At 45.3% G+C, this 15,884-nt stretch carries 12 protein-coding genes; 1 reads left to right on the forward strand and 11 read right to left on the reverse strand.

Features of this window, described 5'->3' with window-relative positions; all coding sequences use genetic code 11:
• Positions 1 to 16: 16 nt before the first annotated feature.
• The 6 genes from DXC51_RS17370 to DXC51_RS17395 all read right to left on the reverse strand — a co-directional run bounded on the left by DXC51_RS17370 (position 17) and on the right by DXC51_RS17395 (position 7,577).
• On the reverse strand, positions 17 to 1,198 hold the full coding sequence (locus DXC51_RS17370; RefSeq protein WP_117545029.1) for a sialidase family protein: 1,182 nt from the start codon (positions 1,196 to 1,198) through the stop codon (positions 17 to 19).
• Positions 1,199 to 1,225: 27 nt separating this feature from the next.
• Complete coding sequence (locus DXC51_RS17375; protein ID WP_117545030.1) at positions 1,226 to 2,815, reverse strand: alpha-L-arabinofuranosidase family protein; 1,590 nt, start codon at positions 2,813 to 2,815, stop codon at positions 1,226 to 1,228.
• A 42-nt stretch (positions 2,816 to 2,857) separates the two neighbouring features.
• Positions 2,858 to 3,694 carry a carbohydrate ABC transporter permease gene (locus DXC51_RS17380; RefSeq protein WP_102288362.1) on the reverse strand — a complete coding sequence of 279 codons (837 nt, stop codon included), beginning with the start codon at positions 3,692 to 3,694 and terminating at the stop codon, positions 2,858 to 2,860.
• 57 nt (positions 3,695 to 3,751) lie between these two features.
• Positions 3,752 to 4,651 carry a carbohydrate ABC transporter permease gene (locus tag DXC51_RS17385; RefSeq protein WP_117545031.1) on the reverse strand — a complete coding sequence of 300 codons (900 nt, stop codon included), beginning with the start codon at positions 4,649 to 4,651 and terminating at the stop codon, positions 3,752 to 3,754.
• A gap of 113 nt (positions 4,652 to 4,764) precedes the next feature.
• Positions 4,765 to 6,144 carry an extracellular solute-binding protein gene (locus DXC51_RS17390; protein ID WP_180998194.1) on the reverse strand — a complete coding sequence of 460 codons (1,380 nt, stop codon included), beginning with the start codon at positions 6,142 to 6,144 and terminating at the stop codon, positions 4,765 to 4,767.
• Between the two features lie 446 nt (positions 6,145 to 6,590).
• On the reverse strand, positions 6,591 to 7,577 hold the full coding sequence (locus tag DXC51_RS17395; protein ID WP_117545032.1) for a LacI family DNA-binding transcriptional regulator: 987 nt from the start codon (positions 7,575 to 7,577) through the stop codon (positions 6,591 to 6,593).
• Between the two features lie 258 nt (positions 7,578 to 7,835).
• Between DXC51_RS17395 and DXC51_RS17400 the strand changes: the two genes are divergently transcribed.
• A complete protein-coding gene (locus tag DXC51_RS17400) occupies positions 7,836 to 8,366 on the forward strand; it encodes a histidine phosphatase family protein (RefSeq protein ID WP_117545033.1) in 531 nt (176 codons plus the stop codon).
• A gap of 76 nt (positions 8,367 to 8,442) precedes the next feature.
• Here the strand turns inward: DXC51_RS17400 and DXC51_RS17405 are convergent, their stop codons facing one another.
• The 5 genes from DXC51_RS17405 to lysS all read right to left on the reverse strand — a co-directional run bounded on the left by DXC51_RS17405 (position 8,443) and on the right by lysS (position 15,816).
• Positions 8,443 to 9,465 (reverse strand): S66 family peptidase, encoded by a 1,023-nt coding sequence (locus tag DXC51_RS17405; protein WP_117545034.1) that lies wholly within the window; start codon positions 9,463 to 9,465, stop codon positions 8,443 to 8,445.
• Positions 9,466 to 9,773: 308 nt separating this feature from the next.
• A complete protein-coding gene (locus tag DXC51_RS17415) occupies positions 9,774 to 11,834 on the reverse strand; it encodes an FtsX-like permease family protein (RefSeq protein ID WP_117545035.1) in 2,061 nt (686 codons plus the stop codon).
• Positions 11,824 to 12,597, reverse strand: a complete 774-nt coding sequence (locus DXC51_RS17420) for an ABC transporter ATP-binding protein (protein WP_102288354.1) — start codon at positions 12,595 to 12,597, stop codon at positions 11,824 to 11,826. Before DXC51_RS17420 ends, DXC51_RS17415 begins: the two co-directional genes overlap by 11 nt.
• Before the next feature lie 6 nt (positions 12,598 to 12,603).
• Entirely contained in the window at positions 12,604 to 13,377 is a 774-nt protein-coding gene (locus DXC51_RS17425) for a helix-turn-helix domain-containing protein (RefSeq protein ID WP_117545036.1), read from the reverse strand.
• 375 nt (positions 13,378 to 13,752) lie between these two features.
• Positions 13,753 to 15,816: a lysine--tRNA ligase gene (lysS, locus tag DXC51_RS17430; protein ID WP_117545037.1), complete on the reverse strand. Its 2,064-nt coding sequence runs from the start codon at positions 15,814 to 15,816 to the stop codon at positions 13,753 to 13,755.
• Positions 15,817 to 15,884: the final 68 nt, after the last annotated feature.

A 15,884-nucleotide genomic window follows, 5' to 3' on the forward strand; every position in this document is an offset into this window, starting at 1 on the left:
GATGTTACTTTTCCTCCTATGCTTTCACATACACATCCGCTACCGCGGCCTCGATCAACGCCAGTTCCCCTGAAATCTGTCTCGGGCACAGATTCAGCACCTGCTTTCCTCCGTGCAGGGGCAGAATGCACTGGCTGTAGCCGGCGAATCCACAGGTATTATCAATATCCACAAGGCTGTCCAGCTTTACAAAAAATCCCTCTCCCATCCGGCTGTTTGCCATGATATGGGAAAAGCCTCTTCCCGTCACCAATATGGTCCCCTCCGGTCCTCCCTGGGGGATCCAGGAAACATAGGGCGTCCCGGTCAGATAGCTGCCATCCGCCGCACAGACCGGATTCCCTATAAAATCGCGATCGCCCCAGTCCTCTATGGAGTCCGATATACGGAAATAGACCGGGATTTTATCCTGATTGACCATTTCATAAACCATGATGAAGCGGCCCTGGGGCAGCGCTGCCACTACGGGCATTCCCGGCCGCAGCCTGCCGCCAGGGAAGGCCACGTCAATCTTCTCCTCTCCCCATGTACGGCCGCCGTCTGGGGAAACCTTATGCGCCAGCAGCTGATTATAGCCGGAACCGGCGGCACGGCGCTCATCCGAATAAAAGCAGATCAGCTTTCCATCCGGCGTCACCGTCAGAAAAGGTTCCCAAACCGGCCGGTTGGCGTCGGGTTCCCTTGGATCTACCACCGCATGTCCACCGGATACGATTTCACTCAGAAAGCTCCAGGTTTTTCCGCAGTCCGTGCTTTGGTAAAGGTGCAGGCAGGAAGAGGAAAAATCCGACGGAATTATATTTCCCGCACAGAGGATGGTCCCCTCCTCCACCGTGCCGCAGGTCACCGGCAGCTCCAGAAGATGCGGCTGGAAGCGGCAGCCAAAGCCTTTTTCCTCATCCCTAATTTCAGACAGCCTGTGCCAGCTCTCCCCATCATCATTGCTTTCGTAGATGGGAAAAACCGGTGTTCCATGGCTGTAGCATTCAAAGGTTGCAAGCAGGGTGCCGTTTTTTTCTCCATTATGCGCAAGGCAGATACAACGCGGATACATGGCGCCGGGACGGCGTTCGTCCTCCTTCGGGCAGTAAACGACGCTTGATTTCTTCTTTTTCAGAAGAATGCCGCATTCCTCCTTGGTCAGCCGGAAGTTCCCGTTTTCTTCATAAAGTGTGTCATGTACAGAATAATGGTTCATTCCTTTTTTCTCCTATCCGGCTCCCTTTTATTTTGTCAGTTGAATTACGTGAAAGGACAGCTTAGGCGCCTTCAGTATAAATTTTCCGTTTTCCCAGCGGTCATCCACCGCTTCAAAGGGCTTCACAGGCTGCTCCTCATAGGTATTATAGGCGTAAGGATCCTCCGGCGCAAGCACCGTATGGCCTGAAGGGCTGTAGCCCGTAAAGCTGCTGATATCCAGCTCTACCTCCAGTTCCTCTTCCCAGCTGCGGTTGATCAGGAAAATGGCGGCGCTCCCTTTTTTCTCATCAAAAGAAGCGCAGGCCTCGATATAAGGTACATTTTCATAAGCCGGTGTCTGATTGAAGTCATTCAGATTGTAGCCCTCAACAGAATAAACCGGCGCTTCCACCGCCGGACGCAGTGACACCCCCGAAGCATATTTAATAAAAGGCTCAAACATATGGTAGCCTGCCTGTTTCCATACGTGCTCTTCGTCATGTCCGATCACAAACAGCCCGCAGGTCATGCAGCCGATTTTTACCCGATCGGCATGGCGCATAAGCGTCATCAGGACAGAGGTAAGCGCCAGTGAGTTAAGATAACAGCCAGGCTCCGCCGCTTCCGGCCTGTCAGGATCGTTATAGCGGAACGGGCGGCTGATATGGGTAGAAAATTCCGGATAGGTACTACGGTCAACCGCACCGAATCTTCCCACCGTTGTCGGCCTCTGGGGGCTTACATTACAGCCATATTCATCAAAGGAAATCATCATTTTCTTTGGAGAGCGGAAATGTGCCTGCATCACATCACAGGCGGCAATTTCCGTATTGATAAAATCCTCAAATACGCTGGATGCATTCATCAGAGCGCCGATATTTCCTTCCGGGGCCGTATGATAATAGTGCAGGGACAGATAGTCCACGCTTTCGTAGCATTCGCCAAGCACCTGCAAATCCCAGTCGGGATAGGTTCTGTTATTGGGCGTGGAGGAGCCTGCCACTATGGTCTCGCACTCCGGGTCAATCCATTTTACTACCTTGGAGGCTTCATGAACCTTGATGCCGTAGCCCCTGGGATCTTTTTCCCAGGAACGAATCTGCCAGGGACCGTCCATTTCATTTCCCAGACACCAGGTCTTAACCTTATGAGGCTTTTCATAGCCGTTTTTCCTGCGCAGATCGGACCAGTAGGTTCCGCCCTCATGATTCGTATATTCCACGCAATGCAGGGCATCTTCTATGCTCCCGGTGCCCATATTCAGAGTATAAAGCGGCTCCGTATTCACCCTGCGCGCCCATTCCAGATATTCATCATGTCCGATTTCATTGGTTTCGTACTGGCGCCAGGCCAGATCCAGATGTGTCCTGCGTTCTTCCTTCGGGCCGATGGAATCCTTCCACTCCCAGCCAGAGGTAAAATTACCGCCCGGCATCCGGATTGCAGGAATCCCCAGCTCCTTCGTCATCTCCAGGATATCCCGGCGGAAGCCCATATCGTCCGCCAGGGGATGGCGCGGATTCCAGATGCTCCCATAAATCCAGCTGCCAATAGGCTCCAGAAAAGCACCGAACAGGCGTCTGTCTATCTCACCGATTCTATAATCCGGGTGTATTGTAATCTTTGCTTTTTGCATACTGTTCCTTTCCGCAGCATTTATGTTTATTCTGCAATTCTATCAGCCCTTAAGTCCGCTTGTTGCCTGGCCTTCCACAAAATATTTCTGTCCGAATATGTAAAGCACCAGCATAGGGACCAGGGAAATGGCGGCGCCGGCAAAAGCAGCACCATATTCAATGGTACGCGCGCCCACAAACAATGCAAGACCATTGGAAAGTGTCCTCATCTTGGAATTGGAGGTAATGATCAGCGGCCAGAGAAGATCGTTCCAGTTGCCGTTTACGCTCAGAATAATCAGTGTGACAAGCGCGGGCTTAATCAAAGGCATCATGATTCTTGCATAAATACCAAATTCACTCAGTCCGTCAATCCTTGCCGCTTCCTCCAGTTCCTTGGGCAGGCCGGAGAAGGCTGAGCGCATCATGAAAATCCAGTAAGCTGCCGCAATTTTTGGAATTATCAGCCCCGCGTAGTTATCGTACATCCCCAGTGCATGGACCTCCAGGAAGGAAGGGATCATGATAACCTGGAAGGGGATCATCATGGTTGCCAGGAAAATAACAAAGATAATATCCTTTCCCTTGAAATTATATCTGGCAAAGGCATATCCTGCCATGGTATTGACCAACAGCGAGGGAATCGTCGCCCCGAAGGAATAGATGAAGGAGTTCTTCAGGTATACCCAGATGTCAATTCTCTGTGTACATTTGATAAAATTCTTCAGCGTATAGGCCGTGGGGAACAGCGTGGGCGGATATTTGATGATTTCATTATCCGGCTTAAAGGAGCTGAGCAGCATCCATACAATGGGAAGCAGCATCACCACCGCCAGACAGATAAAGATAAACAGAATGGGGATCTGCAATAATTTACTTTTTAAATTCCTGCTTTTCATTTCTTTTCCTCCTATCTCAATTTGCGGGTCCTCTGACGGGCAGAGGATTTTCCTCCCTTAATATTCTGTTTTCTTCATGATTCGGTACTGTATCAGGGTAATGACCATGATGATAAGGAACAGGAATTCTGACATGGCGGTCGCATAGCCCATCCTGTTGCCCACGTCAAAGGCGCGGTTATAAACGTAGGTTACCAGTGTTTCCGTTGTATAGTTAGGGCCGCCGTCCGTCAGTGTGAATACCAGATCGAACACCTGGAGAAAGCCGATGACTCTCGTCATCAAAAGGAACCAGAAGGAGGGCATAATGCTGGGAAGTGTGATGGAAAAGAACTGGCGTATCTTCCCCGCGCCGTCAATGTCCGCCGCCTCATAATAGTCGCCAGGCACGTTCTGCATGGCTGAAATAAGGATAATGGTGGAAATACCAAAGGTTCTCCAAACTGACACAAAAATTACCACACCCAGCGTCAGTCCCGGAGTGTTCAGAAAATTGACCTTGCCGAAGCCCAGCAGCTTCACCCAGTAGGTAATAAGTCCCACATTGGAATGCAGGATAATCTGCCACATAATGCCGATTGCAGTTGCGGAACAGACGATAGGAATGAAATAAATACTCCGAAACAGTTTGTTTGTGAAGGTATTCTTAGTCAGCATGGCTGAAAGGACAAGTCCGAGGACCATCTGGATCGGCACTTCAATTACCGTGAATTTCAGTGTTACGATAAGGCTGTTAACAAACCGTCTGTCCGTGAGCGCTTCCTTGAAATTATCAAGGCCGATGAACTTCGCGCTGTCAAAGGAAATGCCCATATCAAGCATACTGATAAAAAAAGATGCAAACAGCGGAATGATATTGAACACCAGGATTAATACCGCCGCCGGCAGCAAAAAAAGATATGCCGCGCGCTGCGGCTTGTTCCAATAAGAACGCAGATTACTCCACTTCTTCCCCATGGGTGCGCCTCCAATCAAAATCTTTTATTTTTACAGGAAAGGGAGAACCGGACAACATCTCCTCATTCTCCCTCTCACTGTCGTTTCCTTATAGTTGTTAATGACCAAAGCCCTTACTGAACAAGTGCATCTGCACCTTCATATGTGGTGACTGCTTTCTCGGCATCCTCCTGCGCCTGCGCCATGGCTTCGTCAATCGGCGTATCGAATACGACAGCCTGCGTCATATTTCCGATTACGGTAACCAGGTCGCCCCATCCCTTGAATTCAGGAGATGTGGTAATCCAGATAGAATCCTTGCTGTTGTCATCCAGATTCAGGGCAGCAAGTCTTTCATTGGATTTATAAGCTTCACATTCTCCTGTAGGAACATAGGTTGTAGGGAAGCCCAGCTTTAAGGACCAGGTGGAAACCGCCGTATCTTCTACCGCGCAGCCTTCATTTCCCTGATACCACCACTGCAGGAATCTTTCACATGCCAGCTTTTCTTCATCCGTCGCACTGCTGGTAATGAAGAAGCCCGCCACATCACCGAGAGGTTCCTGACCGAAAATCTTGCACATACCGAAGTTAACACCGGATTCGTCCGCACCGGGCGCAAGCCAGGGTCCGTTCACCATAATACCAATCTGTCCGGCCTTGAACATGGAGTCAATTTCATTCTCCTGCGGATTATCGCCGTTGGTATAAAGCGCTTTCATCCATTCCAGATATTCCTTATAGCCTTCATTTCCTTCGATATTAACCTTATATTTTCCATCGGACTGCTGTTCTACTGCCAACCCGCCCTTCTGCTGCATCAGGCACATTTCCTGATTGCCGTATGCCATGAAAAGTCCGGAACCGTACACATTGCTGTCGGGATCTGTGATTTTGGCTGCCATCTGCGTCCATTCTTCAAAATTCTGCGGAGGTGTCTCCGGATCCAGTCCTGCTTTTTCAAACAGATCCTTATTCCAGTACATGTAGTACAGGGAATTCTGGAAGGGAAGAGAATACAGGTCTTCACCAATTCTGCCTGTATCCAGGGAGTTGGCATTGAAATCCTCTTCCTTCAGCGTTGTATTCGTCCACACATCATTGATGGGGAGCAGATATTCCTGATATTTGAACCGGTCACCGTTGCCCATCAGGATCAGGGGGCTTGCATCGCCTGTTGGAAGAGAGGTGGACAATTTCTCTGCAAAGGAGGAACTGATGTCCATATTTACTGTAATCTGCCAGGGGTTTTCTTCATTGAATTTATTAACCAGCTCCACCAGGGTATCTCCGTCTGATCCCGTCCAGGAATTCCAGAAATCAATGGTGATAGGGGCTGAGGCCTCCGCTTCCTCTGCGCCTGCTGCCGCGGTATTTTCTGTAGATGCGGCGGTTGTCTTATCCGCAGCCGGAGCGGACGTTTCATTGGCGGTGGAACTGCTGCCTCCGCAGCCTGCCAGTGAGGAAACCACCATTACAGTACTCAAAAGTAAGGCAAGTTTCTTTGATTTCATAATAAATCCTCCTTTTGTTTTCCATGGTAATCTGAAAGGATATTCCATGATTTTCCTGATCCATATGTAATATTTACAGATCGGCGCGTAATGTTCACGTGTACATTTTACTTTAATAAAAATAGCCAGATGCATATGAAAATTATCATGCAGTAGCTTTTACTATTTGGTCACGTGTACATTTATTTGATGTTTGTAATATATCACAATTATTTTATAGCGTCAATCACTTTTTTATTTTTGTTATGTATTTTTTGTATACTTTCTTTCTCAAATTTATTTTTTCATGTAAATATTGCACATTTTCACTTTTTTCCCTTGTATCAGGATGTTCAAAATTATCAGATTTACAAGTGTCCTTACATTGTTCATACAAAAAAGCGGAAGGAAGCCCCGGTTCACATCAGAACACAGTCCGGAGTTTTCCTTCCGTTTATTTTATTCTTTCAAAGAGTCTGCCCTTCCACAATGGTGATGGGAATTTTTATGTCATGGGGAACCTCCTTCCCCTCAATCATATCAAGCAGCATGTCCGCAGCCGCATAGCCCATCTGTTCCACATGATTGTCCACAGTCGTAAACTTGGGCGTAAAATTCTGATAAAGTCCGACCTTATCATATCCCATAATTCCATAATCATTGGGAACAAGATAACCGTTCTGTCCAAAGGCATTTATCAAATCCCCTGCAAAGGTATCTCCGGAACAGAAAAAAGCCGGCTTTGACATGGCTTTCGTACGCATATAATCAAGGGCCTGCGTCAGATAATCCCTGCCATATATAACCGTATAACGGCAGCCGCTTTTACCTGCCTCATCCACAAAGCCCCTTCTGCGATACTCATGGCCGATATTCGGAATTCCATCCGCATCATACAGGGGAGGGACGACAAAGACCAGCTCCTTATACCCTTTTTCCAGGATATACTCCACGCCTTTACGGGTTGCCTCGTATTCATCCACACCTACGGTATGACTGTTTTTAAAGGCCTTGTATCCCAGAATGACATAAGGAATTCCCAGATGGTTCAGCATATTTTCAAATTCCTCATCTTTGTTGATACAGTTGAGAATCAGGCCGTCCGCATGATATCCCACCATGGCCCGTATCAGCTTTTTTTCTTCCTCCTTATCGTCCTCATGAAGGGAAATGTTCAGCATATAGGAGGATTCCTTTGTCCTTTTTTCAATAGCGTCAATCATTTTGGGGAAATATTGATTCCTCAGATCCACTACAATGGCGCCTATCATCCTGCTTTTCCTCATTACCAGGCTGCGAGCCATCAGATCGGGCTGATATCCCAGCTCCTTCGCCGTATCCAAGATCCTCTGTCTCGTTTCCTCACGAATGCTTCCTGTTCCGTAAAGCGCCCTTGTTATGGTCGCCCTCGATACTCCGCAAATTCTTGCCAGATCCTTGGTTGTTACCCCCATAGCTGCCTCCTCATTCCGAATAGTAGTACTTAATAGTACCACTTTATTTTCCGGTTATAGCATACTGTACACGTGTACCTTAACTATAATTATTCTCATTCAAAGGGAATTGTCAATGGGCTTTTCAATAAAAATACAAAAGCGGTTCAAAACGCGTAACAACTTAGGTTCCATTTGTCCCGGCCGGCGATCTATGTTACTATAAAGCCACATTGTATGGACCCCATCACTTATTATATATTCCCGGAGGCAAAGCATATGTTTTATCTCATCAGACATGGTTCCACCGATTATTCTCAGAGGAATACAAAAATCTATCAAGGTTTTGGCGTAAACCTCGCCCCGCTTTCCGCGAAAGGAGCGGAGGAAATCAGGCAAACTGCAAAGGACAGCCGTCTTGCAGGCACAAGCCTTATTCTCTCCTCGCCTTATACAAGGGCATTGCAGACCGCTGCCATTCTGTCAAAGGAGCTGCAGGCCGAAATCGTTGTAGAAACGGATCTGCATGAATGGATGGCAAATAAGAACTATATTTACGAAACTGATAAAATCGCAGAAAACAGTTATCATGAATTTGCTGCCATGGGCGGAAATTATGCCGATGGCAAAGAAAGGGACTGGGAGGATCTCGCCGCAATGAGAAAGCGGATGCTGCGGGTACTGAAAAAATACAGGTCCTATGATAAGGTGGCCGTCGCATGCCATGGAATGATAATTCAGTCGGTCTGCCATGGTTATCATCCGGCAAACGGGGAAATTGTGGAGCTGGACCCGGATATTTTCAGGTAACCTTTCCTGCAACGCGGAGTCTTATATCAGGCATTTTCCTGCTTCTGCTCTTTCCCCATCCCGGCTGTTTATAACCCTATTTCAGTTCCATCCGCACTTCCAGTTCATTCCCCCTGCAGCTTACCGCCGCCAGGCTCCCGCAGATCAGCGGCATCTGGGGAGGCAGGTGTCCCAGATCCACATCCATAATCACCGGCACCTGATAACCCTTCAGGAGATCATACACCGCATGGTATTGATCCAGGCCCATCATTTCCTCTCCGAAGACCAGAGGGCGGCCGATGAGGAAGCCCTTTACATGGGAGAACCAGCCGGCGTGCTGCATCTGCCAGATGGCACGTCGTATGGCAAATACATTTAAATCGCAGGACTCCAGGAACCATATGATGCCGTCCTCCTGATATTTCCGGGTAAAGTCCGTCACCCTGTCGTAACGGGTTCCCAGCAGATTTACCAGGCAGTCCATACAGCCGCCCAGCAGGCGTCCTGAAAATTCGCTGTCAGCATCTGGGAATCTGCGCAGTATGCGCTCCTCCGTTACCTGGTAGGGGACAAGAGGATTTTCTTCACATTTTCCCGCTTCCTTTTCCCATTTATCATACCCCTTCATCACCAGCTTTTTTCCCTGCAGCAGATCCAGCGCATCCTGAATGGATTCATGCCAGGGCTCCATGCCGAAAGCGCCTGCGCAGGGTCCGTAAATGGAAGCCGTATCACACAGCGTCGTCAGCAGGAAGGTAAGGTTCGTATTATCCGAATAGCCCATATACCACTTGGGAGAAGCCTCACTGATTCCTTTAAAATCCACATAATCCAGCGTTTCACACATCAATTCCCCGCCGCCGCAGGAGATCAGCACATCCGCCTTTTCAGTAAGCAGATACTCATTCAGTTCTTTGCCGCATTTTTCCGGCGTGTTGCTGATGCCGACGCCTTCCTGTGCGTAGCAGTTCGGCCCCAAATCCAGGCGGTAGCCCATTTCCATAAAACGCTGCTGGGAATGTAAAAATGCAGTTTTATATGGTTCCGTTGCACAGCCGAAGGATGGCGCCACAAAACCGATGGTTCCCTCATCCTGTAAAAATAATGGATATCTCATATCGTTTTTTCCTCCCGTTTTCTTTCTTTTAATTTTCTGTCAATTATAGTGCCAGCAGAATATGATATAAAAATGTAATGGTTTATATAAAAGACCAGCATTTTCCCAACCGGTCAAATCCTTACTGCACTGCCCGTATAGCCAAAGCACCAGAAGGAGTCTTTTCTTCTCCAGCCAGTCCTGACGGGAAACGGGTATCATCAGGAAAAAACCAGCCTCCTGTATAGTCCGCGCCATCACACTCCTCCAGTTTAACAGCGGAAATTCCCTGTGTAAACAGCATTTCCTGATGTTTTGCATAAAGAATTTTACTTTCTATTCAGCGCAATATTCTTTTCAAACTGTATATATGTCAATATAAAATAGAAAATGTATATTCCTAAAAAACTAATCAATGAAATACAAAAATATAAAATCCATTCTGTGTGTATTCCTGTATAAATCACAAATTGCCGTCCTACATATAATATAAATACTGCACTGATAATAACCGAAAGGATAACAGGGCACAGGTAATAGAAAAATAGCTGTTTTGCCACCACCAGTCTGATTCTTTTCTTACCCATTCCAAGTTTGTTTAAAATTTGATAACGAACCTTGTATTTATTGGAATCGCTTAACTGTTGTACGGAAAGAACCGTAAGGGATACACATAAAAACACTAACCCAATATAAAATAAAGGAAATGATAAGGTGCTCATTAAAAACTTTAGTTCCAAAACCTCCCGGCTTTTGACTTGTATTGCAGCGGGCATTAAAAAAAGTTCTTCGCTCCCAATTCTTATGTAATCAGCCAATTCATCATATCCCCGTACTTTTCCAGCCAAATCATATAAGCATTCTGTCAAATTCTCCGGCACATCTCCATTTGCCATAACTGCCATAAGGGAAAAATATTTTTTCATTCCAGCAAGTTCCTTATCCGGCACAACCAGTAAATAATCGGTCCCATTATGCCCATTTTGTGCCAATCCCTCTGTTTTGAATCCGGCAAAATCAAGCCCTATGTTCAGGCTGTCGGGAAGCTCTGCACTTTTATCCTTAATTTCCTGATATACACGGTTTGCTATATGAATTAAGTACTGGTCGTCTCGCAAAGTAACAGGCGTTAAATTCAGCATTTCCCGCAAACGGTTATAATCGCTGATTCCCATAAACACATCATAATCATAATAAGCGATACTCCGTTTTCCCTCTGCCATAACCGGATCGCTGTCCCTATCAGAAAAAGCCTTTAAATTCCGATACAAATAATCGCCCATATCACTTGTTCCGTTTTGGTATACACAATATTTCCATATATCCCGTGGAGTTATATTGTCATTTATTAATGATTCTTCTTTAGAAAAGTCATTGCCCGTATTGTCGCTGATTATAATAATGTCAAATGGATATTCTACATCTAATTGTTTGTTTTGATAGTCGCTTAACATAAATGCCAGCGAACTTCCGACTAACGCAAACATAAATAAAAGGCTTAATGTTCCAAGAACAAAACAGGTATTCCGCATTTTTGAGGAAAACTGCCTTATCAGAAATAAATATTCCTTTTTATAGATTAACCTTCCTTTCCTTTTTATATATTTCATCAGGAAAGCGGAAAGTCCTAAATAGAAAAAGTAAAACGTAAAGGTCAGCCCTATCATTTCCAATATTGCTGTCCATTTCGTTATCCTGCCTGTAAAAATCAGAAAATATAAAAGAAATATATTTCCTACAGATAGAAAGAATAGTCTTTCCCATATGGTGTTTCGTTTTTCATTTACTGTTTCGTTCTGCTTATCCATATTAATTAAATTGATTATTTCCATGCGGGAAAACTTCTTCCTGTTCCGAAACAAGGCTGCAAAAAAACAAACTCCATACAAAATAACCGTCAATATAATGCTGCCCGCTGATATTTTTACATTTACCTTGTAATTTTTCCCGATACTTTTATAAAAAATGAAAAATAACACTTGCTGTAATCCACTGCCGAAAATCAGTCCTGCGAAAAGAGCGCATAAGCCAAGATAAAGATTTTCTTTCATATAAAGACTTGCAATTTGTTCTTTCCTCATTCCAGATAACAAATAAATAGCAAATTCCCGGCTTCTTTTTTCTAAAATAAAACGGGTCATATAATTGATTAGCCAGGCTACTATGATGAAAATTGCCATTGTGGAAACAGACATAAAAGCAATCAGCATAGTTCCTGCCGTAGATAGTTCCCCATTATTTCCGTAATAAATCATTTCGTAAATGTCTTTTGAAAAGAGCAGCGAATGAAATGAAAGAGTAATGGCAGTTATCATACATAAGGTCAAAAAATAATTCAGATAGTCTTTCCACAATCTACACGCATTTCGTAATGCAAGTTTATTCAGCATAAATATCCTCACCCCCTATTTGGGACTGTATATCAAGTATACGGTTCAGATAATCTTTTTTGTTCATATTTTCCCGGTTTAATTCAGCACATATTTTTCCGTCACTCAAGAATAAAATCCTTTCACAATAACAGGCTGAAAACACATCATGCGTCACCATTAAAATGGTCGCACCTAATTCCCTGTTCATAATCTGTAAGGTACGAAGCAGCATGGCAGATGATTTCGAATCCAATGCTCCTGTTGGCTCATCAGCAAGAATCAGTTTGGGGCTGTTGACAAGCGCTCTTGCGCAAGCAGCACGCTGTTTTTGTCCGCCGGACACTTCATACGGGAATTTATGCAAAATATCTACAATATGTAAGAGTTCCGATATATTCTTTATTTTACTTTCAATTTCTTCCTTTCTGTCACCGCTAAGAGACATAGGAAGCATAATGTTTTCCTCAATAGTTAATGTATCTAAAAGATTATAGTCCTGAAAGACAAATCCAAGATTTTTCTGCCGGAAGTCAGACAGTTCAACCTCATTCATTCTTGATATATCAACCTTGTCATAAAAAACCTGTCCGTCCGACATGGTATCTATGGTAGAGAGAATATTTAAGATTGTGGTTTTGCCGGAACCGGAAGCCCCCATAATTCCGATAAATTCCCCTTTATCAACATAGAAACTCACATGATCAACAGCGTTTATTTTTATATCTCCTGTGCCATAGCTTTTAACAAGATTTTTGACTTCGATATAGTGAGATTCCTTCATAGGAAATCACCTGTCCTTTCTTTCGGAGGTTCGGAGCAATAGTGAGTAAGACCAATAAATTCCTATGCAAAAAAATGTAATAAAGCTGCTGATACCTGTTAAAATCATGGAAAATACGATATAAAACAGAATATTTGTATAATTCATATTCTCAAATATGAAAATCCCCCAACCGCTGTTACTTACTCCAAATATCACAAGTCCAATCGCAATACCACTAACAAGCATTTTCTTCATTTTAGTAAATTCCTCTTGTATTTCCGTTCGTACTTCTTCATCAAAAACAAGTTCCTTTTTACGAAGCATTCTATAAGGATTTTGTTTCAAGGCAATATAAATTACGATAGCAAGCAACATCATAATTGATATGGTTGTAAGTATTGGAGCGATACTGGAAGCAAACAAATAATGCTCTGTTGATGTGTAAGATACAGAATTACAGCCTAACGCTATTCCACACGCCGCCGCCAACAGCAGGAATTTCTTTTTGTAATAGAGTAAAAAACCATTTGCTGTTTCCCTGCTTACATAAAATCCCTTTGTTTCCTCCGAAAAATTTCTTTCTTCTTTAGAGCCCGGCTCCTTATCATCCATCAGCAATTCATCCAATGTTATCTGAAATATTTGACTGATTAAGATTATTTTTTCTGTTTCGGGATAACCGTTATTATTTTCCCATTTGCTTACAGCCTGTCTGCTCGTATTCAATTTTTCTGCCAAGGCTTCCTGCGAAAGCCCTTGTGCCTTTCGTAACTTATACAGTTTTTCTCCAAATGTCATCTTTTTTCCTCCTTACTATCGTTCAGTATAGCAAAAGCAATTAGAATGTCTATCATTTTACTCTGTCAATCCCGCAATTTTAGGTTGCATTTCCCTTTTAGTTGAAAAAGATGCTGATTTCGTGCGGTCACAAGTGGCATGTGCCGCACAAAATATATCTGCCGACAGCCATATAATTTATTTTGGCGCAACTTAAAACGGCGGTTTTGAAATAACAATCAAAACCGCCGTTTTTCTTTAAAAAAAGGGACTATGGAGGGTGTGCTAAAGCCGCCCTTTTTTAGGATGCGGCGGTATCAAGAAGGTACCGCCGTGTTATTTTTGTATCGAAACCATGGCAAAACCACAATTATCTGCTTCTTCATCATTACATTATCAGCAGATCCTTGTTCCTTCCGGCACAATATCATCCACAAAGATCACCTGGCAGCCGCAGGCATTGTTCGTGGCCGCCAGCAGCATTCCTTCGCTGGTAACACCTGAAAATCTGGCAGGCTTCAGATTCGCAATGACGATAATCTTCTTCCCTATCATTTCTTCCGGCGTGTAATAGCTCTTGATGCTGGATACGATCACGCGTTCCTTCAGGCCGTCAAACAGCGTCAGCTTATAACAGCTGTGTGACTTTCTGATTTCCGTACATTTCAGCACCTTACATACGCGCATGTCCATGCGTGAAAATTCTTCGATATCAATTTCCTCACGGATCGGCTCCACCGGATCGGGATCTCCCAGCGGTACCTGCTTCTTCTCCGTTTCTTCCGGCGCAGGCTCTTCTTTTATCAGAGACTGTTTTTCTTCTTCCGTCATGGGTGTGGAGAAATCCAGAAGGCTCACATATTTCTCAGGCTCAATGGCGTAAAGGAACAGATAAAGTCTGGGGCCTTTCTCCTTATCGATGAGAAGGCGGTATACATTTTTAAAGAACTGTCCCTGGATCTTCTTCAGTTCCTTGGGATCCTGCAGTTCTCCCATCACCTTTTTAGGGATGGCATACAGCTCCTGGTTCAGTTCATCCAGATCGTAGCCGCCGTTCTTAATATAGTCATGAAGAAGGGCGATTTCCTTCTTTTCCTCTTCATTCAGGGTCTCATAAACCTCCCAGTTCCTGTAAGGCCTGAGGCGGTTCACGTTTTCAGGAGAGCACTGCTCCAGCCAGTATTTCGCCCTGTCCAGCCTGTCCTTAAACTGTTCATAGGTAAAGGGCTGGCCAATCTTGCCGAATACAGTTTCCAGCATGGGGACGTTGAAATCCACGACGGAGCCCAGCTGGACAAGGAGGCTCATGGGCACGGTTTCGATCTTACGGTAAACCGGCCTTCCATCCTCTTCCCCTGTTTCCAGCAAGCAGTTTGCCATTACGGTATTGAGGAATTCATCCCCCTTCCCTTCCATAAAGTCATTGTACTGCTTATCAAATTCAAAATACTGGCGCAGGATGCCGTCATCAAAGCAGAAATCAAAGGCCTTGGTAGGCTCGGACTTGGCGTACAGCCAGAGAATCATTTCCGGCTGGTACAGCTTCAGCAGGGTATCCGGCGTGAGGTTCAGGCCTGATGAGCCTGACATTTTGCCGGTTGCCCCCTTGATCCCGATAAATTCATAGCCCTGGAAGATAGGAGCTTCAAAATCAAATATTTTCTTCGCGATTACGCGGCTGGTATCATAGCTGCCTCCCGGGCTGGCATGATCCTTTCCGCCCGGCTCAAAATCCACGCCCTCATACATCCAGCGCATGGGCCAGTCGATCTTCCAGGCCAGCTTGCAGTTAAAGTCCTTCGTAAAGTCAAAGGTTCCCTTATGTCCGCAGGCGCATTCATATTCCGCCACGGTGCAGTCATCGGAAAGAGAGAGGATTTTCGTGGTATCCCTGCCGCAGTGAGGGCAGTAGATGCTCACAGGATAGTAATTCTCACGCTCTCCCTCCTGGGCGCTCTGGGTACGGAAGCTGTCCAGGATGTCAAAAATCTCTCCACGCTTCTTCAACGCATGAATCACATACTGGGCATATTTTCCGGAACGGTTCATCTCGGCCTGGTAACGGTAATCCATATGGATGCCGAAACGTTCCATTGCCTCCTCGAACTCATTTTCAAAATGCTTTGCGTAGTTGGGGCAGCCGTCATCATAGGGATTGGGCACGTCCACATAAGGATAGCCGATATACTCATCCCAGGGCCTCTCTCCCTCCGGTCTGGCAATCTTGGCAACATTTACCGGGATTTTGCGGAGCCTGTCGAATTCATCCCAGGAAAAAAGAAGCCTCGCTTTCTTTCCCTGGCGTCTTAATGCCTTTACCACAAAATAGCTTGTCGCAATATCTCTGAAATTCCCGATGTGAATGGAGCCGGACGGACTGATTCCGGCGGCGCATACATATTCTTCCTTATCAGGGCGGCGCCTGATAATTTCCTGTGCAATTCGGTCTGACCAATGCATAACTTTTCTGTACCTCTCCGATTTTCTTATTTTTTCTGTCAGGCCGCGCCCCGTCCCCAAAGCTGACT

Source organism: Eisenbergiella massiliensis, from assembly GCF_003435485.1.

Coding starts and splice junctions, on each gene's coding strand:
- DXC51_RS17370 (WP_117545029.1), bottom strand. CDS start 1,198: ATGAACCATTATTCTGTACATGACACACTTTATGAAGAAAACGGGAAC.
- DXC51_RS17375 (WP_117545030.1), bottom strand. CDS start 2,815: ATGCAAAAAGCAAAGATTACAATACACCCGGATTATAGAATCGGTGAG.
- DXC51_RS17380 (WP_102288362.1), bottom strand. CDS start 3,694: ATGAAAAGCAGGAATTTAAAAAGTAAATTATTGCAGATCCCCATTCTG.
- DXC51_RS17385 (WP_117545031.1), bottom strand. CDS start 4,651: ATGGGGAAGAAGTGGAGTAATCTGCGTTCTTATTGGAACAAGCCGCAG.
- DXC51_RS17390 (WP_180998194.1), bottom strand. CDS start 6,144: ATGAAATCAAAGAAACTTGCCTTACTTTTGAGTACTGTAATGGTGGTT.
- DXC51_RS17395 (WP_117545032.1), bottom strand. CDS start 7,577: ATGGGGGTAACAACCAAGGATCTGGCAAGAATTTGCGGAGTATCGAGG.
- DXC51_RS17400 (WP_117545033.1), top strand. CDS start 7,836: ATGTTTTATCTCATCAGACATGGTTCCACCGATTATTCTCAGAGGAAT.
- DXC51_RS17405 (WP_117545034.1), bottom strand. CDS start 9,465: ATGAGATATCCATTATTTTTACAGGATGAGGGAACCATCGGTTTTGTG.
- DXC51_RS17415 (WP_117545035.1), bottom strand. CDS start 11,834: ATGCTGAATAAACTTGCATTACGAAATGCGTGTAGATTGTGGAAAGAC.
- DXC51_RS17420 (WP_102288354.1), bottom strand. CDS start 12,597: ATGAAGGAATCTCACTATATCGAAGTCAAAAATCTTGTTAAAAGCTAT.
- DXC51_RS17425 (WP_117545036.1), bottom strand. CDS start 13,377: ATGACATTTGGAGAAAAACTGTATAAGTTACGAAAGGCACAAGGGCTT.
- lysS (WP_117545037.1), bottom strand. CDS start 15,816: ATGCATTGGTCAGACCGAATTGCACAGGAAATTATCAGGCGCCGCCCT.